Origin of the sequence: Citrobacter sp. Ca225 (assembly GCF_030337175.1) — a bacterium.
Taxonomy (GTDB): Bacteria; Pseudomonadota; Gammaproteobacteria; order Enterobacterales; family Enterobacteriaceae; genus Citrobacter_A; species Citrobacter_A amalonaticus.
Map to the genome: position 1 here is coordinate 277,122 of NZ_JAOWCD010000078.1, position 23,591 is coordinate 300,712.

Here is a 23,591-nt window from a genome sequence, read left to right on the forward strand (position 1 = left end):
AGGTTAACGTGTTTGCAGAGTATGGTGTACTGAATTATTGGACTTATCTGGTCGGGGCTATTTTTATTGTCCTGGTTCCGGGACCGAACACGATATTTGTGCTGAAAAACAGCGTCGGACGTGGAATGAAGGGCGGTTACCTTGCGGCAAGCGGGGTATTTATTGGTGACGCGGTGCTCATGTTTCTGGCGTATGCCGGGGTGGCGACGCTGATTAAAACGACGCCAGTGCTGTTTAATATCGTCCGCTATCTCGGTGCCTTTTACCTGCTTTATCTGGGCGCAAAAATCCTCTATGCCACGCTTAAAGCAAAAAGCGGTGAGACAACTGAAGACGCGGTTCCCTTTGGCGCCATTTTTAAACGTGCGCTGGTATTGAGCCTGACGAACCCAAAAGCCATTCTGTTCTACGTCTCCTTTTTTGTGCAGTTTATTGATGTGAATGCGCCGCACGCGGGACTGTCATTCTTTATTTTAGCGATCACGCTTGAAGTGGTGAGCTTCTGCTATCTGAGCTTCCTGATTATCTCGGGCGCCTTTGTCACCCAGTACATTCGTACCAAAAAGAAACTGGCGAAGGTCGGGAATTCGCTGATTGGCCTGATTTTTGTCGGTTTCGCCGCACGGCTGGCGACCCTACAGTCGTAAGCCATGGAGCCCGCCATCGGCGGGTTTTTTATTGAGGTAAACGACAACAAAACAGCGTGTCATTGGCGGTTCACTTTTGAATAATCTCATGTAAAATCCGCACTTTGTATTTCGTTCGCAGGATAATCGATGAAGTATCGTTCTGATATTGACGGCATAAGGGCGATTGCCGTATTGCTGGTGGTGTTATTTCACGCCGGATTTTCGCTATTTGCATCCGGTTTCATCGGGGTCGATATTTTCTTCGTCATTTCAGGCTTTCTCATCGCATCGATAATAAAAGACCGAATGGATGCGGGGCATTTCAGCTTTAGCGATTTTTATTTGCGTAGAATATGGCGATTGCAGCCAGCAATGCTGACAATGATGCTGCTGTGCGTTGTCATGGCGTCGCTATTCTGGTTGCCTGAAGATTATGCCTCTTTTCTCAAAAGCATAAAGCAGACGCTGCTGATTGTCTCAAACCGCTATTTTGGCGATGAAACAACCGCCTATGCAGCGCCTGATTCAAACGCCATGCTGTTGCTTCACACCTGGTCTTTATCCATCGAGTGGCAATGGTATGTCTTTTTCCCGGTAATCTATTACGTCATCCGTAAAAAAACGCACGAACGGGCGCTTAACTATCTGGCGCCATTGCTGACGATTGCAGGCATCTATATCGCCTGGCACTACTCAGGTGCGCATCCGACGAAAACGTATTATTTCTTCGCCTCCCGACTCTTTGAGTTCATGCTCGGTGTCTGTGCCTGTATTTATCTCCCGATGGCACAAAAAATAAACAAGATCGCGCTTAATAGCCTTTCGTTCATTGCGGTGGCGGCAATATTGTTTGTTAGCGTCAGAAGTGATGTCATTCTGGGTTATCCCAATGCTTACACCCTGATCGTTTGCGTCAGTACCGCGGTGTTAATTTTCACCGGTAGCCAGCAAAATATTCTGACCTGTAAATTGCTGTCATTCCCGCCGTTGGTCTGGCTTGGCACGATCTCCTATTCGCTTTATCTCTTTCATTGGCCGATTTTCGCGACACTGCACTACATCGGTATTACCAGTGTCTATGCCAGAATGGCTGGTCTGGGTCTGGCTGTGTTGCTGGCGATGGGATCATATTATTTCATCGAGAAACCCTACCGGAAGCCTCGTCAGTCGTTGAAAAAAACGCTGATTCTGCTGGTGGTTATCCCACTGATTGCCATTATTACCCTGATGTCGGTCAGTAAGCGTTTTGACGGATTTAGCTATCTACGATTCGGCGAGTCGTTAAGTCATATCAACCATGTGCTCAAAGAGACGAAGATAAAGCAGCGTCAGGATTGTATGAACGAAAACGTCACAGGAACCGATATGGCTTGTGTGGTGGGGGATAAAACCGCTTCTGAGAAAGCGCTCCTGATGGGCGATTCGCACTCTAATCAGTACTGGAATTTCTTCGATATTATGGGGAAAAATGCGCATGTTGCTGTTGATATGAAAGCGACTTCACTGTGCCTGGCGATTCCCCGTGTGTATCACGACGATCTCTATACTTATAAAGGCGATTATTACCGGGCCTGTCATGAGAATGTCAAAAAATACTATGAAGCGATCCGAAACCATAAATATAAATATGTGATCATTTCTCAGGTCTGGGAAAACTATGCGGCATTCAGGGTCAGATCGCAGATTGAGGATTCCCCATCGCCTGCGGAATCTATCAATATTCTCACCCGAGCCACGGAACAGGCAATACAGGACATTATTGATGCCGGGGCGCAGCCGGTACTGGTGAAAACGATGTTCCCGATGCCTAAGAACTTCCTGACCTGTTTTTATGAACATTTTAAGACGCGGGGAGAGTATGAGCCTCAGGCATGCAACCCGAATCCACAGATTAATAAAAGTGTCTGGACGGAACCGTTTTTTGCCACGTTACAGGCCCGCTTCCCATCGTTGATTATTGTCGATCCCAAAAATGTGCAATGTCCTGACGGGCTGTGCAGGACGGAAATTGAGGGCATACCGCTGTATCGTGACGTCGGTCATTTAAATGATTACGCCACGAAAGCGTTGGGGGAGGTGTATCTGGAGCAATTTGGCAATCCATTAAAAACACCTGGTCGATAATATAGCAGGAGGAGAGCCTGGAGGCAGGCTTTCCTCTCTCAGACAAAACCAGTGATGAATGTCACTTGCCCCTTTTGGTGTATTTAAAATGCCAGTTATGAGGCGTAACCTTTCTGGAACAGCGGTTTACTCACAATCGCATCCTACCGACTGGAAGAGGGAAGGACATGCTTCAGATTCCACAAAATCATATTCACACACGTGCCACGCCGTTCTGGAACAAAGAAACGGCACCTGCCGGAATTTTCGAACGCCACCTTGATAAAGGAACCCGACCGGGCGTTTATCCCCGTTTGTCGGTGATGCAGGGGGCGGTCAAATATCTCGGATATGCGGATGAACACAGTCCAGAAGCCGAAACAGTGATGATCATTGAAGCGGGCCAGTTTGGTGTGTTCCCACCGGAAAAGTGGCACAACATCGAAGTGATGAGCGATGACACCTATTTCAATATCGACTTTTTCGTCGCGCCAGAGGTACTGATGGAAAGCGCGAATCAACGAAAAGTCATTCATACCGGGAAGAAATAATCATGGGCAAAGCAACCTATACCGTCACTGTGACGAACAACAGCAATGGCGTCTCTGTCGATTACGAAACCGAAGCGCCAATGACTTTACTGGTGCCTGACGTCGCCGCTGAAGTGGTGAAAGATCTCGTCAATACCGTGCGTTCCTACGATACGGAAAATGAGCACGACGTCTGCGGCTGGTAAGTCACGCTATGCAGAGAGGAAACCGGCTGTCATCGCCGGTTTTTTTTTGCTTTCCGGAAATGCTCCCTTATACCAGTCCTGAAACGGCGGACGTCGTCACTCAGCGCAAAAATTTACAAACCGTATATTTGTAGGATCAATAAATGGTTACGCACAATGTGGCGACGCTTTGCGCAGCGGCGTGTTGCCAATGACTTGATCCCTGTCGGAGTTGAAATTACTGTATATAAAAACAGTATTAAAGGTGTGCATTATGACGTTGTACAGACCTGCGGAATGGCATGAAGTCATTACCTTTCCACTTTTCAGCGATCGGGTTCCGTGCGGATTCCCCAGTCCGGCGGCCGATTACGTTGAGCAGAGTATCGATCTCAACAAATTACTTGTTCAGCATCCCAGTTCGACTTATTTCGTCAGGGCTGCTGGCGACTCGATGATCGATGCGGGGATCGGCGACGGCGATCTGCTGGTGGTGGACAGTTCACGTACTGCCAGCCACGGAGATATCGTGATTGCGGCGGTGGAGAGGGAATTCACGGTGAAGCGGTTGCAGTTGCGACCTACCGTTCAGCTTAACCCTATGAACAGCGCCTATTCTCCCATCATCATCGGCAGTGAGGACGCCCTGGCGATTTTTGGCGTCGTGACATTTATTGTAAAGGCAGTGAGTTAACTATTGCTGCGTATTGTTCGTCCCCCAGGCGTTGCAAACCGTACACGGCTGGTTTCCTTGTGATTCCCCGGTGGCCTTAAGTGGTATCCCAATGGCAGGCAGGTTAATGAGTAATTAACCTGCCTGTTTTGTGAGCAGACATACCCACTTCGGTTTACGTTGTTACGGAGAGGAACGGAGATATCCGACTGACGTAGGGATACGGCATGCGAACAAACTTGATTAACAACGTCATGTCACTCACCCACAGGGTTATGCACCGTTTCTGTGGATAACCGACCACTTTTTCAGGCAGAACAATCCACTAAAAAAAGCGCCAGAATTTTGCTTGCAAGTTATAAAATATTTTAAATAATACTGTATATAAATACAGTTTCTATGGGGTGTGACGTGTTTGCGTTATGCGATGTGAATTCATTTTATGCGTCCTGTGAGACGGTATTTCGGCCCGATCTGAAAGGCAAACCGGTTGTTGTGCTGTCAAATAACGATGGTTGCGTGATTTCCCGTAGTCCCGAAGCGAAACCGTGGGTGGTCATGGGAGCGCCCTATTTCAAGCAAAAAGAGGCGTTCCGGCGTCATGGGGTGGTGTGTTTCAGTTCGAATTATGAACTCTACGGTGACATGAGCAATCGGGTCATGTCGACGCTCGAAGCGCTATCACCACGCGTTGAAATTTACAGTATCGACGAGGCCTTTTGCGATTTGACGGGAGTCCGAAACTGTCGGGATCTCACGGATTTTGGCAAAGAGATCCGCGACACGGTCTTAAAGCGGACACATCTGACACTCGGCGTGGGGATTGCACAGACAAAAACGCTGGCCAAGCTGGCCAACCACGCGGCGAAGAAGTGGCCGCAGCAGACGGGTGGCGTTGTGGATCTGTCGAATCTCGAACGGCAGCGAAAACTGATGGCGGCTCTGCCGGTTGATGAGGTGTGGGGCGTTGGTCGTCGTATCAGTAAAAAGCTGACCGCGATGGGCATAGAAACGGTACTCGATCTGGCGGATACGCACATCGCGGTGATACGCAAGCACTTCAATGTCGTACTGGAAAGAACCGTGCGGGAGTTACGCGGTGAGCCTTGCCTGGCGCTTGAGGAGTTTGCGCCCGCGAAGCAGGAGATTGTTTTCAGTCGCTCATTCGGCGAGCGCATTACGGAATACGAACAGATGCGCCAGGCGATTTGTGCTTATGCGACGCGCGCGGCGGAGAAGCTCCGGAGTGAGCATCAGTATTGTCGGTTCATTTCGACATTTGTGAAAACGTCGCCGTTTGCGCCGAATGAAACCTGGTACGGCAATAGCGCGTCCGTAAAACTGCTGACACCGACGCAGGACAGCCGGGACATCATCAGCGCAGCCACGCGATGCCTGGACGCTATCTGGAAAGAGGGGCATCGTTATCAGAAGGCTGGAGTCATGCTCGGTGATTTTTTCAGTCAGGGCGTGGCGCAACTCAATCTGTTCGATGATAACGCACCGCGTCCCGGCAGCGAGAAGTTGATGGAAGTTCTGGATACGCTCAATGCCAAACAGGGAAGGGGAACGCTGTACTTTGTCGGGCAGGGGATTCAGCCACCATGGCAGTTAAGACGGCAGATGCTTTCTCCGCGCTACACCACGCGTTTTTCCGATCTGCTGGTGGTCAGGTGATCGTCGCTGCAGGTATGAATCATCGGGAGACAGAAAACACGGTCTCCCTTCACATAATCTGCTCCTACATGGGGAAAGTCAGCGTGAGTCCCACGCCCGTTTCTTTGAGATCCACATAACGGGACAGATGGATTTTTGCGGCAAGATCGGTGCAATGGCTGGGATAAAGCGTAGTAGCCGACAATGCGCTAAGATATTTCCCGGTTTCCGAGAGTAAGGATTCATCAGCATTAAGGAGATGAAAGCCGCCTATAACGGAAGCAATTTTCGATTCTCCAGTGACTGATTTTGCGTGCTCAATAATATTACAAATCCCGGCGTGGGAACATCCGGTGACAATCACCAGTCCATCCTTTGTCTTAATTGCCATTGCACTATCATCAATCACGTAATCAGCCGTTAACTCACCATCATGATTATGTGTGTGGCCTACCGGATTTTGCGCTTCAAAATGGTTAAGGCGGGGGATTTGCCCTAAAAAAGTGATGTCTTCGGATAATTTCAGGGGTTGTGTGGAACTGACGATATTAAAGAAGTAATCAAAACAAAGGGCATTATGGTTCATCCCAATGGGTTTCGACTCATAAAATTTAGGCGTAAATGCGGCGGGGTGGGCGATGATATCGACTTTCTTTGCTGGAGATGATGGAAGTCTGTCGTAATGCTGGAATAAATGGTTTAACCCCCAGGTGTGATCGTTATGTCCATGTGATAATACAATTTTATCAATGTGCGTAAGATCGATATCCAGGATCTGTGCATTTTTTAAAAAAATATCAGAATAGCCAACGTCAAAAAGAAGTTTTAAGCCTGAGCATTCAATGTAATAGCAAACGCCAGGTTCTCCGGTCAAATACCTGTCAATGTAAGTATTGTTATCTACCAGTATGGTTAATTTCATCACTCTGCATCCCATTCGGATTCACTATATCGATTGAGGCCATTATCGAACCTTTTGATTTTCTGACGCAAATCATAACCGCGATCTCTGTCACATAAGCGAGGAGCGGAAACGGCGGACGTCAAAACAAGGGGTAGTCGCACAGCGCAATGTGGTGTATAAAAGACTTATACAAAAAGTATAAATTAATACATTATGTATTAGCTATGGAACGCAGGAGAGATGCACATGCACCCGGATATCACATTGAACACAACATCCCATGGGCTTCCTCCCGCTGGACACTACTCGGCGAGCGTGACAGCAGGGGGATTTGTTTTTATCTCAGGGCAACTGCCAATCACCCCGCATGGTGAGAAAAAGGCGGGGGCGTCTTTTGAGGAACAGACCAGACAAGTTCTGGAAAATGTCGATGCCTGTCTGAAGGGGGCCGGTGTCTCCCGTCAGCATCTGGTTTCCGTACGTGTCTATGTGACAGATATCAACCAGTGGCCGACGTTTAACGACATTTACGCCGAATGGATTGGCGATTTCCGTCCATCTCGTGTCGTTGCTGGGGTGGCAGAACTGCATTATGGTTCTGCCTTAGAAGTAGAAGCACTCGCGCTGGCGCAATAAGCCCGACGCTTAACGCTATACAGGTGAAAAAATGGTTGAGATTACACTCCCGGAATATGCTGATGTTGCCGCCGCCGCAGGGCGTATTGAAGGATATGCAAACAAGACGCCGGTGATGACCTCCCGGACCGTCAATGCGGAATTTGGCGCTGACGTTTTCTTTAAATGTGAAAACCTACAGCGTATGGGAGCCTTTAAGTTTCGTGGGGCGATGAATGCATTACGCCAGTTTACGCCGGAACAACGTGCTGCTGGCGTGGTGACATTTTCTTCCGGAAACCATGCTCAGGCGATAGCGCTGTCAGCTAAATTGCTGGGTATTCCGGCGACAATCATCATGCCTCATGATGCGCCAGCCGCGAAAGTAGCGGCAACCAAAGGGTATGGTGGCAATGTTGTTATGTACGATCGCTATACGGAAGATCGTGAACAGATTGGCCGTGAACTGGCTGAGAAACAGGGACTGACGCTCATCCCTCCCTACGATCATCCGCATGTTATCGCCGGTCAGGGCACGGCCACCAAAGAGTTAATTGAAGAGGTTGGTCCGCTGGATGTTCTTTTTGTCTGTCTGGGGGGCGGTGGTTTACTTTCAGGTTCAGCACTGGCCGCCCGGCAACTTTCGCCAGATTGCATAATTTATGGCGTGGAGCCTGAAGCCGGTAACGACGGACAGCAGTCTTTTCGAAGCGGAAAAATCGTTCACATCGATACGCCAAAAACGATTGCTGATGGTGCACAGACGCAACATCTGGGGCACTATACGTTCCCTCTGATTCAAAAATACGTCAATGATATTCTGACCGTTTCAGACGATGAATTAATTGCTTCGATGAGGTTTATGGCCGAGCGTATGAAAGTCGTCGCAGAACCCACGGGCTGTCTTGGCTTTGCAGCGGCAAGGGCGAGAAAAGCAGAACTCAGCGGGAAAAAAGTCGGCATTATCATCAGCGGCGGCAATGTGGATATCGCGCGCTACGGTGAGTTTCTGGCCGGGAAATCCGTTTCGTGAGGCTGTAAACGGATAGCAATAATGACAACGGGCATCACTGTGGGAGACCGGCATGCCAAAAAACGACGAGAATTCGCTTCTCAGCCAACTTGACACTATCGCGAAGGGATTAAGCGAAACGTTTTCTCCTTTTTGCGAAGTGGTTGTTCATGACCTCAAGGATCCTGAGCATGCGATTATGTCGATACATAATAATTTATCCGGTCGTGAGGCGGGACAACCGGCGACGGAACTCGGGCTGGCAAGGATTGCCTCTCCAGATTTTCCTGAAATTATTGCGAACTACGGCAATCAGTTTGCTGATGGCCGTCCGGTAAAAAGTACGTCTATTGGCATTAAGGATGAAAAGGGTAATTACGTCGCCGCATTATGCCTTAATGTCGATATGACGCTTTTCCGGGGGATGCAAAGCGCGCTGGCGCGTTTTACCGAAACAGAGAGTTCACCGGTGCGTGAACATCTTGACCCCGGGAGCACTGAAGTCATTCGCCAGCGCATCGATGACTTTGCCGCGAAACGCGCCACCACGGCGCGCGCGCTTAAAACGGAAGACAGAAAGGTTCTGATCCAACAGTTACGCAAAGAGGGATTGCTGAATGTGCGTAAATCCATGGATACGGTGGCACAGCATTTAGGGGTGTCACGGGCGACAGCCTACCTCTATGCGCGCCAGTCCGGGTGAATTCGCCGGTGTGCGATATATCATCTCTTATATATTGCCCAGCATGAATAATGAGCAAACGAACGGTAATAATAAGGGAAAGTCATCCACACCTATTGCAGGGGTAATTTGAGTTATGTATTATCTCGCCCGGTTCTGATAATGAGTAGATTCTCAATCGGAAATAAAAACCGGCAGACCGCCATTAGCTCATCTGGAAGAGCGAACGACTTTTGTTGTAGGGAACGGGGTTCGAGGCCTCGATGGCGGCCCAAATTTGAAGGCCCAGACATCTGTCTGGGCCTTTTTGCTTTCTTCGCTTACCCGCCGGGCTCAAAGCCCTTCCGTCACAATCTTTGCAGCGGCGGCCAGAATATCTTTACGCCCTTTGGCGTCCTGCTGTGGCTGTGTAAAGTAGGTGACGAGGATCAGCGGCGCACGATCTTCGGGCCAGATCACCGCGATATCATTGGTTGTGCCGTAATCACCGCCTCCGGTTTTATCGCCAACCACCCACCCTTCAGGGAGTCCGGCACGAATGCTCTGACCGCCGGTCGTATTGCCTTTCAACCATTCGACAAGCTGTGCACGCTGTGCGCCAGCCAGCGCATCGCCCAGCGTCAGTTTGTGCAGGCTTTTCGCCATCGCCAGCGGCGAGGTCGTGTCGCGCTCATCGCCAGGGATGGCGGTGTTCAGCTCGGGTTCTTTCCGGTCCAGACGAAACGTCGTGTCGCCAATTGAGCGGGCAAAAGCCGTGACGTTACTGGTACCGCCCAGGTGCTCAAGTAATTTATTCATTGCCGTATTATCGCTGTATTGCAGCGTGGCAGCGCTTAGCTCCGCTAATGTCATCTCTTTATCGACATATTTTTCCGTCACCGGATTCCAGTTCGTCAGATCGGCTTTTTTGATGACCATTTTCTGCTGCAAAATATCGTGCTGAGTTTCACTCTGTTTTAATACCGCGGCAGCGACCATTGTCTTACTGGTACTGCACATGGCAAAGCGCTCATCACCGCGATAAAGGATTTGCGAACGATCGGCGGTATTAATCAGCGCAACGCCCAGTCGGCCACCCGATTGTTTTTCTAATGCTGCCAGCTTTTGTTGGACCTGTGCGGGCTCCCCCTGCGTGCGAGCCAAAAGCGGTGAACTGGCAGTAAAGAAAGCGAGCACGGCGGCAATAAGTACCGTCTGATGCCCTCGTTTTTTAAACATAAATAACATCCTTGATAATCAGTAAATTGATCAATGCACGCACTTTATTTTTCCGCTCAAACAGACAAAAGAAGAAAGAGAATTAAAGGCGCATGATGTGTTTGCGATGCCAGAACTATCCGCTCTCTGCGCTTGCTTAACAAGCGAGAAGAATTTACCCTGGGATAAAGAAAATCTTATGAGTCTTTATTATGCGCTCTAATCTTCCGCTTAATGCCCTACGAGCCTTTGAGGCTTCGGCTCGCCATTTGAGTTTTACTCGTGCGGCACTGGAACTTTGTGTCACGCAGGCCGCCGTCAGCCAGCAGGTACGTATCCTGGAAGATCGCCTGAACAGAGTGCTGTTTAAACGTCTGCCCAGAGGGCTGGAGATGACGGATGAGGCGCAGGCACTGTTTGCCGTCCTGACCGACGCCTTTGGTCAAATCGACACCATTTTTCGTCAGTTTGAGGGTGGGGAATATCGTGAAGTGCTCACGGTTGCTGCAGTCGGTACCTTTGCCGTTGGCTGGTTACTGCCGCGCATTGATCAATTCCGGCAGGCGCATCCGTTCGTTGAGCTACGCCTGCGTACAAATAATAACGTTGTGAATCTGGCGGCTGAGGGACTGGATTTTGCCATCCGCTTTGGCAATGGCTTGTGGCCCGCCACCCATAACGAAATGCTGTTTGAGGCTCCGCTGACTGTCCTGTGCACGCCAGAAACGGCCCAACGGCTCAGGCGGCCAGCCGATCTCTTGCAAGAGAATCTTCTGCGTTCATATCGGGTAGATGAGTGGGATAACTGGTTTGCTGCAGCAGGCGTGACGGCAGAGCGGATCAATGGTGCCGTTTTTGACTCCTCACGTCTGATGGTTGAAACGGTTATCCATACCGGCGGTGCGGCACTGGTTCCGGCAGTGATGTTTGCCAGAGAACTGGCGGCCGGACAACTCGTTCGCCCCTTTGACATTGAGATCCAAATGGGCGGTTACTGGCTCACCCATCTGAAGTCGAAACCGATGACGCCCGCGATGGAAATCTTCCGCGACTGGATCGTTAAAATGGCATAAACGGGAGCCCGCAGACTCCCGTTTGCGGCTCAGCGAACGACCAGCACCGGACAGTGCGCGTGACGCACAACGGCGGCGGCGGTAGAACCTAACAGATATGTTGAAATACCGGGCTGGTGTGACGCGATGATCACCAGGTCAGCACTGACGGTATCCGCCAGCTTCAGGATCTGATCCTTCGGGGGGCCGTATACCACATGCGTCTGTACCCGTCCTTCAGGGATATCGAATTGCTTCACAATCTCGTTGAGTTTTTGTAATGCCTTCGTCTGCAGTCCATTTTTATCCGGGAGTTCGCCAGAGTAGGCGAGCCCCAGGGATGCATAAAAGGGGACTGAGGGAATGACTGACAGAAAATGGACTTTTGCCGTTTTGGCGTGGATTTTGACCTGAGGAATAATCTGCCGGGTGAGATCGGCTTCTGAGATATCAATGGGCACCAGAACAGAACGATACATAGTCATTACCTCCTGTTTTTTGTCTCCGGTTTCAGTATATCGAATCTGGTTTTTGCATAAAAAGTGACCAGATCAAGTTTCCTTCATTTACGCGCAACAGTGTTGAATAAATTTTATTGTTATAATATAACATTTCATCTTGTTCATTTGATTGAGGGTACGACGTTGGCTATTCATTGGAAAAAATTATCTGTTTCTCTGGGAATGTTGTGGTTCAGCAGTTATGCCTTCGCCCATGGCGATCACGCGCATGGTGTGCCGTTGACGGAGATGGAACAGAAAGCAGCGGAAGGCGAATTTGCGGATAGCAATGTTAAGGACAGGGCGCTTACCGACTGGGATGGCATGTGGCAATCCGTTTATCCTTATCTGGTCAGCGGTGAGCTGGATCCGGTTTTCAAACAGAAGGCGGCAAAGGATAAGGGGAAAACGGCGGAAGAGGTGAAAGCCTATTACCGGAAAGGCTATGCGACGGAAGTCGACACCATTGGTATCGAAAATGGCGTGATGGAGTTTCATACCGGTAAGCAGGTGGCTTCCTGTCAGTATGACTATGCCGGGTACAAGATCCTGACCTACACCTCAGGTAAAAAAGGGGTGCGTTATCTGTTTGAATGCAAAGACGCAAACAGTAAAGCGCCGAAGTTTGTGCAGTTCAGCGATCATATTATTGCGCCGCGGGCGTCGAACCACTTCCATATTTTTATGGGCAATACCTCACAGCAGGCGCTACTGGAAGAGATGGATAACTGGCCAACCTACTATCCTTATCAACTCAAGGCGCAGGCCGTGGTAGACGAAATGCTGCACCACTAAATTCAGGCTCAGCCCGTTGCTTGTCAGCGGGCTTCCTGTCGCGCTAAGGTGGCACCTGACATGATGACGGTGAGGCGATGACATTGAAGATTCCGGATACCCTTCGGAAACAACTGGAAAAGGCGACGGCCATCATTGAACGGATCTTTGAAGAGGATCTGTTGGCCATTCACCTGTACGGATCTGCCGTTGAAGGTGGGTTAAAACCTTACAGCGACATTGATTTGCTGGTCACCACGCGTGTGCCGCTGACGACGGCACAGCGAGAAGCGCTGATGCAGGAACTCCTGACGGTGTCAGCCTGGCCTGGTACGTCGACGCTCTGGCGGGCGCTTGAGGTGACGGTTGTGGTGCATACCGATGTGGTGCCCTGGCGTTTTCCCCCCCGACGGGAAATGCAGTTTGGCGAGTGGTTGCGCGAGGATATTCTCGCCGGGAAGTATGAACCCGCACAGCAGGATAGCGATCTGGCGATTTTATTGACTCAGGTGCGTAGTGCCAGCATGGCTTTAACCGGCGAGCGTGCGGATTTGCTTTTTGAGCCGGTCCCGGAAAACGACATTCGGGAGACATTCCGTCAGACGCTGACGCTCTGGCAGGACAATGGTGATTTACAGGGCGACGAGCGCAATATCGTGTTGACCCTGGCGCGCATCTGGTACAGCGTGGCGACAGGCGGTTTTACCGCGAAAGACAGCGCGGCAGACTGGTTAATGCCTTATCTCCCGGACGAGCACGCTTCTCTACTTGCAGCCGCGCGGCTCGACTATCTGGGACAGGTAAGCGTTGACTGGGCAGAGATAATACCCGCCGTCTCGCGCTTTGTCTGCTATGCAAAAGCAAAAATAGCCGAACAGTTATCGCTCGTGGATAAGTGATGCCATATTTCAGGCATCGTGATTGCCGTAACATCAGAATGGTTGATAATAAAAAAGGCAGATCGCTCTGCCTTTTTTTACCAGGAATTATCTGAGTAGAGCGTTTATTTCAACTCTTCAGCTTCCGGCAATGTAACGTTAAGTTCGAGAATGGAAATATCGCCGTCCTTTTGTTCAAGCTGAACGGTGACCATTTCCGGATCAATTTGTACATACTTACAAATGACCTCAAGAATATCTTTACGCAACTGCGGTAAATAATGCGGCTCAGCGTCACTACGACGACGCTCAGCAACGATAATCTGCAATCGCTCTTTCGCGATGTTCGCTGTACTCTTTTTCCGCGAGAGAAAAAAATCCAGTAATGCCATAACTTATCCTCCGAACAGGCGTTTGAGGAAACCTTTCTTCTCTTCGTCAATGAAGCGGAAAGGACGTTCTTCTCCCAACAGACGATCTACCGTATCGGCATACGCTTTACCTGCGTCTGCATTGATGTCCAGAATGACCGGTTCGCCCTGGTTAGAGGCGCGCAGAACAGACTGATCTTCCGGGATAACTCCGACGAGTTTAATGCGCAGGATCTCCAGCACATCTTCCATACTGAGCATGTCGCCACGGTTAACACGGCCAGGGTTGTAGCGCGTCAACAGCAGATGTTCTTTAATCGGATCTTCACCGTTTTCGGCACGGCGCGATTTAGACGCCAGGATTCCCAGGATACGGTCAGAGTCGCGTACCGAGGAGACTTCCGGGTTGGTGGTGATAATCGCTTCGTCAGCGAAATAGAGCGCCATTAGCGCGCCGGTTTCAATCCCCGCAGGGGAGTCGCAAACGATAAACTCGAAATCCATTGCTTTCAGATCGTCGAGAACCTTTGCCACGCCTTCACGCGTTAATGCGTCTTTATCGCGCGTCTGAGAGGCCGGAAGAATAAAGAGATTCTCAGTGCGCTTGTCCTTGATGAGCGCCTGATTGAGTGAAGCATCACCCTGAATGACGTTGACGAAATCATAAACAACCCGACGCTCACACCCCATAATCAGATCGAGGTTACGCAGGCCGATATCAAAATCAATAACGACAGTTTTCTTTCCCTTCTGGGCCAAACCAGTAGCGATGGCCGCGCTGGAGGTGGTCTTGCCAACGCCCCCTTTACCCGAAGTAACTACAATAATGCGTGCCATAGAAATTCCTTGTTAAAAAGGGATCAATTCAACGGTTGAACTGTCAAAGCGTTATCTGCTAACTGCAGACGCGCCGCTTTGCCATAAAATTCTGCTGGGATTTTATCACTCAGCCAGTAAACACCTGCGATAGACACCAGTTCTGCCGTCAGATGGGTACAAAAAATTTGCGCATCCCGGTCACCACTTGCCCCTGCCAGCGCGCGACCTCTCATCATGCCATAGACATGAATATTGCCATCGGCGATCAGCTCAGCGCCAGCACTGACGTGACTTGTAACAATCAGATCACATTGTGGTGCATAAATGCGTTGACCGGAACGAACGGGTATATCAATAAATCGCGTTTTTGTGACGGGAGTAGCGTTTTGCACTACAACGGCGGGAGCAATGGGTTCAGCCGGAGCGGAACGCGCCATTTTCTCTTTACCTTCAGTGAGTAAAGGAAGGCCCATTTTGTCGATTTCAGCTTTGAGCCGGGCATCTTTACAACCGCTGACGCCAACAATACGCAATCCCGTCGACGCCACCACCTTTTGCAACTGCGGCCAGTTTACCGGCGCATCAAGGCTACTGACATTCACTACCACAGGAGCATGTTTTAAAAAAGCAGGAGCCTGAGCGATTTTGTCTTCTAACGCCTGACGAATAACCTCGGGTTCTGCTTCATGTAAATGAACCACTGATAAGGTGAAGCTACTGCCTTTAAGTTCGATGGGCGTGTTTGACATCCTGGCCTTACTCAATTTGCTATTTATCATCCCCGATGTGGAGTGATATTCCGAAGTCCAGAAGGCATGTTATAGTCACTATTATATTGAGGCAAGTCGCCATCCGTTTAATTCAGAGTAAAATGTATGTTTTGTGTGATCTACAGAAGTGCTCAGCGTGACCAGACCTATTTGTATGTCGAAAAAAAAGACGATTTCTCACGTGTGCCTGAAGAACTGATGAAAGGATTTGGTCAACCACAACTGGCAATGATATTGCCGTTAGATGGTAGCAAAAAGTTAGTCAACGCCTCGCTGGATAAAGTAAAACAAGCCTTAACGGAGCAGGGATATTATTTACAACTGCCTCCGCCGCCCGAAGATTTATTGAAGCAACATCGTTTCAACGCCTCACAAAACAATCCAGAAACCGATAAATAAACGGTACCCGGCGTCATACCTGTCGGTGCCATTCCTGAAGTCAACGATGACAAATTAGGGGAAAATGAATGTATCAACATCATAACTGGCAGGGTGCGCTGCTTGATTACCCGGTAAGCAAAGTGGTGTGCGTGGGGAGCAACTACGCCAACCACATCAAGGAAATGGGCAGCGTCACGCCGGATGAGCCGGTGCTGTTTATCAAGCCGGAAACCGCCCTGTGTGATTTGCGCCAGCCGCTGGTCATTCCGACGGATATGGGCTCGGTGCACCATGAAGTCGAACTGGCGGTATTGATCGGCGCGACGCTGCGTCAGGCGACCGAAGAGCATGTTCGTAAGGCTATCGCTGGATATGGCGTGGCGCTCGATCTGACGCTGCGTGATATCCAGGGCAAAATGAAGAAGGCCGGGCAGCCCTGGGAGAAGGCAAAAGGATTCGATAATTCATGCCCGTTATCCGGATTCATTCCGGTCGCAGAATTTAACGGCGATCCGCAGGCGACGCCGCTGGGTCTGACGGTCAATGGCGAGGTTCGCCAGCAGGGTACAACGGCGGATATGATCCATAAAATCGTCCCCTTAATCGCCTATATGAGCAAATTCTTTACCCTCAAAGCGGGTGACGTCGTGCTGACCGGCACCCCGGAAGGCGTCGGACCGCTCGCCAGCGGCGACGAGCTGGTGGTCAATTTTAACGGTCACACCCTGACAACCCGTGTCCTGTAATGCCTGCTTGCCGCCTTTTTAGGCGGCAAAACTTGCATCAACGTGCCAGACTGGTTATAAGGTGCAGCTTTATAGCAATGGCGGATACCCTGATGAGCGATTTACCTTTCTGGCAACGTAAAACCCTGGATGAAATGACCGATGCCGAATGGGAGTCGTTATGTGATGGCTGCGGTCAGTGCTGCCTGCATAAGCTGATGGACGAGGATACCGACGAGATTTATTTCACCAACGTCGCCTGCCGCCAGCTCAACATCAAAACCTGCCAGTGTCGCAATTACGAACGTCGGTTCGAGTACGAGCCTGACTGTATCAAGCTAACGCGTGATAACCTGCCCACCTTTGAATGGTTGCCGATGACCTGCGCCTATCGTCTGCTGGCGGAAGGGAAAGGACTGCCTGAATGGCACCCGCTGCTGACGGGGTCGAAAGCGGCAATGCACGGCGAGCGAATTTCGGTGCGTCACATTGCGGTAAGAGAGTCAGAAGTCCATGACTGGCAGGACCATATTCTCAACAAACCGTCATGGGCGGACTAAATCGCTTGGTCTGATTTCAGGCTAACGGCAAAAAAACGCTCCCGGTTGGGAGCGTCAGACTGCTGACAAAGAAGGAAAAGACGTGGTTTTTCCTTCTTTGTGGTTATCAGCCGAAAATCAATGAATTGATTTTCCGGGTTTTTAATGAGGTGAACTTTGCTTGTCCGGTATCGGGATGAAGTTTGTCATCGCTCTCACGCTCCCGGCTGGGAGCGTCTGAGATTAACGACCGAACAGATCGCGTCTTTTCGGTTTAAGCGGCTGAGCAATCAGCACCAGAACCGCGACGACCAGATAGGCAACGAAAATGCCTAATAGCCATTGCGGCATTTCCAGAGATAAAAATTCCCACTGACGCTCGGCGCAATCACCAGAGGCGACAAACACCTGTGGTAACCATTTGTCCAGTGGCAACCAGGCAGGGAAGCGAGCCATGAAATCACAGGTCATGAACGGGGAAGGGTGTAACTGGATCATGGTATGTTCCCATGTCAGTTGAACCCCACGCCAGGCACTGTAGATCCAGATAATCAACGCCACATAGCGCAACGGTGTTTTAGGCGCAATAGCCCCAACCAGACCGGCCCCCATGACGCCAAACAGCGCACAGCGTTCGTAGATGCACAGTACGCACGGCTTAAGCAGCATAACGTGCTGAAACCACAGCGCGACCAGTTCAAGCGCTAAGGCAGTAAAAGCCATCAATAACCACGCGCCCCGACCCCGTGAGCACTGGTTCAAATATCGCAACATAATAATTTCCCTGCAACATGCGTAGACACGGCAGTGTAAACCAATTCGATTACCGCGCCACCAGGAGAAACTCAAATATTGTGTAATTGGAGAAATATCACGCAAAAAGGCAAACCGGGCAGTGAAATGCCCGGTTAGTTGTTATGAAAGTGTAGCTAACCAACCGGTTTGCATCATCCACTCGGTCATTGGCGTCAGGGTAAACTCGACGCACAGCAGGCCGACCAGCGTCAGCACGATGGTATAGGGCAGCGCCATCCAGACCATCCGACCATAGGAGAGGCGAATCAGCGGTGCCAGTGCGGAGGTGAGCAGGAACAGGAATGCCGCCTGACCGTTCGGCGTCGCCACGGATGGCAGGTTTGTCCCGGTGTTGATCGCAACGGCTAACAGCTCGTATTGCTGCAGGGAGATCGCACCACTTTCCATGGCCGCTTTGGCCTCGTTAATGTAGATAGTACCGACGAAAACATTATCCGAGATCGACGAGAGCAGGCCGTTGAAGAGATAGAACAGCGTCAGTTGCGCGTGCTCTGAGGCTTGCAATACGTACTGAATAATCGGCGAAAAGAGATGCTGGTCGATAATCACCGCGACAATGGAGAAAAAGACCGTCAGCAGCGCGGTGAATGGCAGAGATTCGGTGAACGCCTTGCCAATGGCATGTTCATCCGTCACGCCGGTCAGCGACGTTGCGAGGATAATCACGGAGAGGCCAATCAGTCCCACTTCCGCCAGATGCAGCGCCAGGGCAATCACCAGCCAGACGCCGATAATCGCCTGCACAATCAGTTTTACTCTGTCCTGACGTGAACGCTGATGGCGGCTCTGATCGTCAAACTGCTGCAATACGTCACGCACTTTTTCCGGCAGTGTTTCGCCATAGCCAAACCAGCGCAGTTTCTCAACCAGTACACAGGTGAGCAGGCCGCAAATCAGTACCGGAACGGTAACAGGTGACATCCGCAGGAAGAAGTCGCCAAAGTGCCAGCCAGCGGCTTTGGCGATGATCAGGTTCTGCGGCTCACCCACCATCGTCATCACGCCGCCCAGAGCGGTACCCACCCCGGCATGCATCATCAGACTGCGCAAAAAGCCGCGGAATTGCTCAAGCACTGTTTTGTAGTGTTGATCAATGTGACTGTCATCCAGGATGTCGCTATCATCGCCGCGGGAAGAGGCCACGCGGTGATAAATGCCGTAGAACCCGACGGCGACGCTGATCACTACCGCTACCACGGTCAGTGCGTCAAGGAAGGCGGAAAGGAAGGCCGCCGCCACACAAAACGCCAGCGACAGCAGCATTTTAGAACGAATGCTCAGCAGCAGCCGGGTAAAAATAAACAGCAACAGCTGCTTCATAAAATAGATGCCCGCGACCATAAACATCAGCAGCAGTAAAACTTCCAGATTGTTTGCCACCTCTTCGCGAACATGCGCGGCGCTGGTCATCCCGATGATAACTGCTTCAATGGCTAACAAACCGCCCGGTAGCAGTGGATAACACTTCAGCGCCATCGCCAGCGTGAAGATGAATTCCGCCACCAACAACCAGCCCGCAACAAACGGGTTGATGATGAAAATCAGTGGATTAACTATCAGGAAGATCAGTAGCGCAAGCTTGTACCAGTCTGGCGACTGGCCTAAAAAGTTGCGCCAGAGCGCGCGGCCCCATGAGAGTTCCATTATGGTTTCCCTTACCTTATTTATTGAAATGATGTTTTTATGGTTAGCGACAAAGAGTAACGGTCAGTCTGAATGCAGGCAAGCCTTTCACCCCAGACAGCCAGCGTTATCAAGAAAATGAAGCCTTGATCCACTTTTTCTTCGTTGTGTCTCCTATCGGGCATGTAACCCGTCTGGTATGATGAGTGTAACTATGTTTTGCTGTGTAATGGAAATCTCACTATGGTCATTAAGGCGCAGAGCCCGGCGGGTTTCGCGGAAGAGTACATCATTGAAAGTATCTGGAATAACCGCTTCCCTCCTGGCACTATCTTGCCTGCAGAACGAGAACTCTCCGAACTGATTGGGGTGACACGTACCACTTTACGTGAAGTGCTGCAGCGCCTGGCGCGAGACGGTTGGTTGACCATTCAGCATGGCAAACCGACGAAGGTGAATAATTTCTGGGAAACCTCCGGACTGAATATTCTTGAAACGCTGGCGCGTCTCGATCACGAAAGCGTCCCGCAGTTGATCGACAATCTGCTGTCGGTGCGGACCAACATCTCCACCATCTTCATTCGTACCGCGTTTCGTCAGCATCCTGACAAAGCGCAGGAAGTGCTGGCGACCGCGCAGGAAGTGGCCGATCACGCCGATGCGTTTGCCGATCTCGATTACAACATTTTCCGTGGTCTGGCATTTGCCTCCGGCAACCCGATTTATGGTCTGATCCTGAACGGCATGAAAGGGTTGTATACCCGCATTGGTCGTCACTATTTTGCCAATCCGGAAGCGCGCAGCCTGGCGCTGGGTTTCTACCATAAGCTGTCGCAACTGTGCCTGCAGGGCGCGCACGATCAGGTGTACGAAACGGTGCGTCGTTACGGTCACGACAGCGGCGAGATCTGGCACCGGATGCAGAAAAACCTGCCCGGCGATTTAGCCATTCAGGGCCGCTAAAAACGAACCCCCTCACGATGAGGGGGTTTTTGTTTACAGGCTGTTCATTCTGGGGGGGCAGCGCTCCAGCAGTTCCACGCTTCCGTCCTCGTTTTGCTGTTCCAGCAACACATCAAATCCCCACAGCCGATGCACATGCTTGAGCACCTCTTTGCGGCCTTTATCCAGCGGCGCGCGATTATGCGGAATATAGCGCAGGGTGAGGGAACGATCGCCCCGCAGATCCACGTTCCAGACCTGAATATTCGGCTCTACGTTGCTCAGATTATATTGCGACGAGAGGCGGTTGCGGATTTCGCGGTAGCCTTCTTCGTTATGAATGGCAGAGATTTCCAGATAGTTATGCCGATCGTCATCCAGCACCGTAAAGAGGCGAAAATCGCGCATCACCTTCGGCGACAGGAACTGGCTGATGAAGCTCTCATCTTTGAAGTCGCGCATGGCAAAATGCAGCGTTTCCAGCCAGTCGGAACCGGCGATATCCGGGAACCAGTACTTATCTTCTTCCGTCGGCGACTGGCAGATGCGCTTGATGTCCTGGAACATAGCGAAACCCAGTGCGTAAGGGTTTATGCCGCTGTACCACGGGCTGTTATAAGGCGGCTGGAACACCACGTTGGTATGGCTGTGTAAAAACTCCAGCATAAAACGTTCGGTGACTTTCCCCTCGTCATACAGGTGGTTCAGGATGGTGTAATGCCAGAACGTGGCCCAGCCCTCGTTCATCACCTGCGTCTGTTTTTGCGGATAAAAATACTGACTGACTTTGCGCACGATGCGCAGGATCTCGCGCTGCCATGACTCTAGCAGTGGGGCATTTTTTTCCATAAAGTAAAGCAGATTTTCCTGCGGTTCTGAGGGATAGCGCCGCGCTTCGGCAATCGTCTTCTCTTCCTCTTTTTTCGGCAGGGTACGCCACAGCATGTTCACCTGGCTTTGCAGATACTCTTCACGACTCTGTTGGCGGGCCTTCTCCTCCTGGAGGGAGATTTTCTGCGGGCGTTTATAGCGATCAACGCCGTAGTTCATCAGCGCGTGGCAGGAGTCGAGCAATCGCTCAACCTCGTCCACGCCGTATCGCTCTTCGCACTGAGTGATGTAATTACGCGCGAAGATCAGGTAATCAACAATGGAGCTGGCATCAGTCCAGCTGCGGAACAGATAGTTATTTTTGAAGAACGAGTTATGTCCGTAACAGGCGTGCGCCATCACCAGCGCCTGCATGGTAATGGTGTTCTCCTCCATCAGGTATGCAATACACGGGTTGGAGTTGATCACAATCTCATAGGCCAGCCCTTGCTGACCGTGCTTGTACAGTCGTTCGGTCTCGATGAATTTTTTACCAAACGACCAGTGAGGATAGTTAATCGGCATTCCGACGCTGGAGTATGCATCCATCATCTGCTCGGAGGTGATGACCTCAATCTGGTGCGGGTAGGTATCCAGTCTGTAGAGTTTCGCCACCCGATCTATTTCCGCCAGGTAGACATCCAGCAGATCAAACGTCCAGTCGGGTCCATCGCTCAAGCGTGTGGTGTCCTTGTTCATGGAATCAATCGTAGCCATTCGCGCACCCTCATTGTTGGCGGCACTCTCTGTGTGGAGCACCTCATTTCAAGCATAGAACACCCGGTTAAAAACCGTGTCAGTGAAGAAATATTTTCTTTGCGATTTCCGCTGGTCGACTCGCCAGATTACGGGGTGGTCACGATATTTTCTGCTGGATAAAAATAACCCACAGCATGAGATGCCAAAGCAGGGAGTTCATTGCTCTGCCTGCTATATGTGAGATGTGTCACCATAAAAAAGCCATATGTTGAATAATATTTTCATCTGGGTTATCAAGATGTAATTAGATGATTGTTCTTTTACTGTTACTGTTAACGGAGTGGCTATGCGAGTTGTCATACTGGGAAGTGGCGTCGTTGGCGTGACCAGCGCCTGGTATCTGAGTCAGGCTGGACATGATGTTACCGTCATCGATCGTGAACCCGGCCCGGCGCTGGAGACCAGCGCGGCGAATGCGGGGCAGATCTCTCCGGGCTATGCCGCGCCCTGGGCTGCGCCGGGTGTACCGCTGAAAGCGATTAAATGGATGTTCCAGCGCCATGCGCCGCTGGCCGTTCGTCTTGACGGGACACAGTTCCAGCTAAAGTGGATGTGGCAGATGCTGCGCAACTGCGACACCAGCCACTACATGGAAAACAAAGGGCGGATGGTACGTCTGGCGGAATACAGCCGTGATTGCCTGAAAGCGCTACGTGCGTCGACCGGTATCCAGTATGAAGGGCGGCAGGGCGGGACGCTGCAACTGTTCCGTACCGCGCAGCAGTATGAGAACGCCACGCGCGACATCGCCGTGCTGGAAGACGCCGGTGTGCCGTATCAGTTGTTGGAAGCCAGTCGACTGGCGGAAGTCGAGCCGGCGCTGGCGGAAGTGGCGCACAAACTGACCGGCGGCTTGCGTCTGCCGAATGACGAAACCGGCGACTGCCAGCTCTTTACCCAGCGTCTGGCGCAGATGGCCGAACAGGCGGGCGTCAAATTCCGCTTCAACACACCGGTGGATAAACTGCTCTGCGAAGGCGAACAAATTTACGGCGTGAAATGTGGGGATGAGATCGTTAAAGCCGATGCGTACGTCATGGCGATGGGGTCTTACTCCACGGCGATGCTGAAAGGGATTGTCGATATTCCGGTCTATCCGCTGAAAGGCTATTCGCTGACGATTCCGGTGGCGGAAGAGGACGGCGCGCCGGTTTCGACTATTCTTGATGAAACTTACAAAATCGCCATTACCCGTTTTGACCAGCGCATCCGCGTGGGGGGGATGGCGGAAATTGTCGGTTTCAATACCGAACTGCTCCAGCCGCGTCGGGAAACGCTTGAGATGGTGGTGCGCGATCTCTACCCGCGCGGGGGGCATGTTGAGCAGGCGACATTCTGGACCGGTCTGCGGCCAATGACGCCGGACGGTACGCCCGTTGTGGGACGTACCCGCTTCAAAAATCTGTTGTTAAATACCGGACACGGTACGCTGGGATGGACGATGGCCTGTGGTTCAGGGCAGTTGCTGAGCGATATATTGTCAGGTCGCACGCCCGCCATTCCGTATGACGATTTGAGCGTGGCGCGCTACCACGCAGGCTTTACGCCTTCACGTCCCCAACATCTGCACGGCGCACATAACTAAG

At 51.1% G+C, this 23,591-nt stretch carries 26 protein-coding genes and 1 tRNA gene; 18 read left to right on the plus strand and 9 right to left on the minus strand.

Annotated elements, in window-relative coordinates; genetic code table 11:
- Positions 1–8 precede the first annotated feature (8 nt).
- The 6 genes from leuE (at position 9) to OGW13_RS14055 (ending at position 5,797) form a co-directional block, all read left to right on the plus strand.
- Positions 9–647 (plus strand): leucine efflux protein LeuE, encoded by a 639-nt coding sequence (gene leuE / locus OGW13_RS14030; RefSeq protein WP_044327136.1) that lies wholly within the window; start codon positions 9–11, stop codon positions 645–647.
- A gap of 129 nt (positions 648–776) precedes the next feature.
- Entirely contained in the window at positions 777–2,753 is a 1,977-nt protein-coding gene (locus OGW13_RS14035; RefSeq protein ID WP_248381977.1) for an acyltransferase family protein, read from the plus strand.
- Positions 2,754–2,920: 167 nt separating this feature from the next.
- Positions 2,921–3,283, plus strand: coding sequence for a DUF1971 domain-containing protein YeaR (gene yeaR / locus OGW13_RS14040; RefSeq protein WP_043000424.1), 363 nt, complete (start codon positions 2,921–2,923; stop codon positions 3,281–3,283).
- 2 nt (positions 3,284–3,285) lie between these two features.
- A complete protein-coding gene (locus OGW13_RS14045) occupies positions 3,286–3,468 on the plus strand; it encodes a DUF1869 domain-containing protein (RefSeq protein WP_012132688.1) in 183 nt (60 codons plus the stop codon).
- A 253-nt stretch (positions 3,469–3,721) separates the two neighbouring features.
- Positions 3,722–4,141 carry a translesion error-prone DNA polymerase V autoproteolytic subunit gene (locus OGW13_RS14050; RefSeq protein ID WP_043000425.1) on the plus strand — a complete coding sequence of 140 codons (420 nt, stop codon included), beginning with the start codon at positions 3,722–3,724 and terminating at the stop codon, positions 4,139–4,141.
- 390 nt (positions 4,142–4,531) lie between these two features.
- On the plus strand, positions 4,532–5,797 hold the full coding sequence (locus OGW13_RS14055) for a Y-family DNA polymerase (RefSeq protein WP_044263724.1): 1,266 nt from the start codon (positions 4,532–4,534) through the stop codon (positions 5,795–5,797).
- Between the two features lie 64 nt (positions 5,798–5,861).
- On the opposite strand, the gene OGW13_RS14060 is transcribed toward OGW13_RS14055, so the two are convergent.
- Positions 5,862–6,698, minus strand: a complete 837-nt coding sequence (locus OGW13_RS14060) for an MBL fold metallo-hydrolase (RefSeq protein ID WP_044257654.1) — start codon at positions 6,696–6,698, stop codon at positions 5,862–5,864.
- Positions 6,699–6,926: 228 nt separating this feature from the next.
- Between OGW13_RS14060 and OGW13_RS14065 the strand changes: the two genes are divergently transcribed.
- The 4 genes from OGW13_RS14065 (at position 6,927) to OGW13_RS14080 (ending at position 9,263) form a co-directional block, all read left to right on the plus strand.
- Positions 6,927–7,316, plus strand: a complete 390-nt coding sequence (locus OGW13_RS14065; protein WP_043000428.1) for a RidA family protein — start codon at positions 6,927–6,929, stop codon at positions 7,314–7,316.
- A gap of 31 nt (positions 7,317–7,347) precedes the next feature.
- Positions 7,348–8,328 (plus strand): threo-3-hydroxy-L-aspartate ammonia-lyase, encoded by a 981-nt coding sequence (locus OGW13_RS14070; RefSeq protein WP_044257655.1) that lies wholly within the window; start codon positions 7,348–7,350, stop codon positions 8,326–8,328.
- Between the two features lie 52 nt (positions 8,329–8,380).
- A complete protein-coding gene (locus tag OGW13_RS14075; RefSeq protein ID WP_043000430.1) occupies positions 8,381–9,010 on the plus strand; it encodes a helix-turn-helix transcriptional regulator in 630 nt (209 codons plus the stop codon).
- Between the two features lie 178 nt (positions 9,011–9,188).
- Positions 9,189–9,263: transfer RNA gene (locus tag OGW13_RS14080), tRNA-OTHER, on the plus strand.
- A gap of 59 nt (positions 9,264–9,322) precedes the next feature.
- Here OGW13_RS14080 and cdiA read toward each other — a convergent pair.
- Positions 9,323–10,207, minus strand: coding sequence for a CdiA family class A beta-lactamase (gene cdiA / locus OGW13_RS14085; RefSeq protein ID WP_099433091.1), 885 nt, complete (start codon positions 10,205–10,207; stop codon positions 9,323–9,325).
- A 191-nt stretch (positions 10,208–10,398) separates the two neighbouring features.
- On the opposite strand from cdiA, the gene sedR reads away from it, so the two are divergent.
- Positions 10,399–11,259: a beta-lactamase transcriptional regulator SedR gene (gene sedR, locus OGW13_RS14090; protein WP_090049216.1), complete on the plus strand. Its 861-nt coding sequence runs from the start codon at positions 10,399–10,401 to the stop codon at positions 11,257–11,259.
- A gap of 29 nt (positions 11,260–11,288) precedes the next feature.
- Here sedR and uspF read toward each other — a convergent pair whose 3' ends face one another.
- Positions 11,289–11,717: a universal stress protein UspF gene (gene uspF / locus OGW13_RS14095; protein WP_287116240.1), complete on the minus strand. Its 429-nt coding sequence runs from the start codon at positions 11,715–11,717 to the stop codon at positions 11,289–11,291.
- A gap of 165 nt (positions 11,718–11,882) precedes the next feature.
- On the opposite strand from uspF, the gene zinT reads away from it, so the two are divergent.
- Together zinT and ant(3'')-Ic are read left to right on the plus strand one after the other, a co-directional pair.
- Positions 11,883–12,533 carry a metal-binding protein ZinT gene (zinT, locus tag OGW13_RS14100; protein ID WP_043000434.1) on the plus strand — a complete coding sequence of 217 codons (651 nt, stop codon included), beginning with the start codon at positions 11,883–11,885 and terminating at the stop codon, positions 12,531–12,533.
- A 77-nt stretch (positions 12,534–12,610) separates the two neighbouring features.
- Positions 12,611–13,411, plus strand: a complete 801-nt coding sequence (gene ant(3'')-Ic / locus OGW13_RS14105) for an aminoglycoside nucleotidyltransferase ANT(3'')-Ic (RefSeq protein WP_287116231.1) — start codon at positions 12,611–12,613, stop codon at positions 13,409–13,411.
- 104 nt (positions 13,412–13,515) lie between these two features.
- On the opposite strand, the gene minE is transcribed toward ant(3'')-Ic, so the two are convergent.
- Genes minE through minC form a run of 3 tightly spaced genes read right to left on the minus strand, consistent with a single transcriptional unit; the run spans position 13,516 to position 15,329 of the window.
- Entirely contained in the window at positions 13,516–13,782 is a 267-nt protein-coding gene (gene minE, locus OGW13_RS14110) for a cell division topological specificity factor MinE (protein WP_043000436.1), read from the minus strand.
- A 3-nt stretch (positions 13,783–13,785) separates the two neighbouring features.
- A complete protein-coding gene (minD, locus tag OGW13_RS14115; RefSeq protein WP_043000437.1) occupies positions 13,786–14,598 on the minus strand; it encodes a septum site-determining protein MinD in 813 nt (270 codons plus the stop codon).
- Positions 14,599–14,621: 23 nt separating this feature from the next.
- On the minus strand, positions 14,622–15,329 hold the full coding sequence (gene minC, locus OGW13_RS14120) for a septum site-determining protein MinC (RefSeq protein WP_090049212.1): 708 nt from the start codon (positions 15,327–15,329) through the stop codon (positions 14,622–14,624).
- A 126-nt stretch (positions 15,330–15,455) separates the two neighbouring features.
- Between minC and OGW13_RS14125 the strand changes: the two genes are divergently transcribed.
- From OGW13_RS14125 to ycgN, 3 genes are all read left to right on the plus strand, one after another.
- Positions 15,456–15,749: a YcgL domain-containing protein gene (locus OGW13_RS14125; protein ID WP_216081395.1), complete on the plus strand. Its 294-nt coding sequence runs from the start codon at positions 15,456–15,458 to the stop codon at positions 15,747–15,749.
- Between the two features lie 68 nt (positions 15,750–15,817).
- Positions 15,818–16,477, plus strand: a complete 660-nt coding sequence (locus tag OGW13_RS14130) for a fumarylacetoacetate hydrolase family protein (protein WP_044257661.1) — start codon at positions 15,818–15,820, stop codon at positions 16,475–16,477.
- A 92-nt stretch (positions 16,478–16,569) separates the two neighbouring features.
- Complete coding sequence (ycgN, locus tag OGW13_RS14135) at positions 16,570–17,016, plus strand: cysteine cluster protein YcgN (RefSeq protein ID WP_042318693.1); 447 nt, start codon at positions 16,570–16,572, stop codon at positions 17,014–17,016.
- Between the two features lie 222 nt (positions 17,017–17,238).
- On the opposite strand, the gene dsbB is transcribed toward ycgN, so the two are convergent.
- Both dsbB and nhaB read right to left on the minus strand, forming a co-directional pair.
- Complete coding sequence (dsbB, locus tag OGW13_RS14140; protein WP_043000441.1) at positions 17,239–17,769, minus strand: disulfide bond formation protein DsbB; 531 nt, start codon at positions 17,767–17,769, stop codon at positions 17,239–17,241.
- Positions 17,770–17,910: 141 nt separating this feature from the next.
- Positions 17,911–19,455, minus strand: coding sequence for a Na(+)/H(+) antiporter NhaB (gene nhaB / locus OGW13_RS14145; RefSeq protein ID WP_043000442.1), 1,545 nt, complete (start codon positions 19,453–19,455; stop codon positions 17,911–17,913).
- A gap of 222 nt (positions 19,456–19,677) precedes the next feature.
- Between nhaB and fadR the strand changes: the two genes are divergently transcribed.
- Positions 19,678–20,397: a fatty acid metabolism transcriptional regulator FadR gene (gene fadR / locus OGW13_RS14150; RefSeq protein WP_042318544.1), complete on the plus strand. Its 720-nt coding sequence runs from the start codon at positions 19,678–19,680 to the stop codon at positions 20,395–20,397.
- A gap of 33 nt (positions 20,398–20,430) precedes the next feature.
- Here fadR and OGW13_RS14155 read toward each other — a convergent pair whose 3' ends face one another.
- A complete protein-coding gene (locus OGW13_RS14155; protein WP_043000443.1) occupies positions 20,431–21,963 on the minus strand; it encodes a SpoVR family protein in 1,533 nt (510 codons plus the stop codon).
- 328 nt (positions 21,964–22,291) lie between these two features.
- On the opposite strand from OGW13_RS14155, the gene OGW13_RS14160 reads away from it, so the two are divergent.
- Positions 22,292–23,590 carry a D-amino acid dehydrogenase gene (locus OGW13_RS14160; RefSeq protein WP_044257663.1) on the plus strand — a complete coding sequence of 433 codons (1,299 nt, stop codon included), beginning with the start codon at positions 22,292–22,294 and terminating at the stop codon, positions 23,588–23,590.
- The last annotated feature ends 1 nt before the right edge of the window (position 23,591 follow it).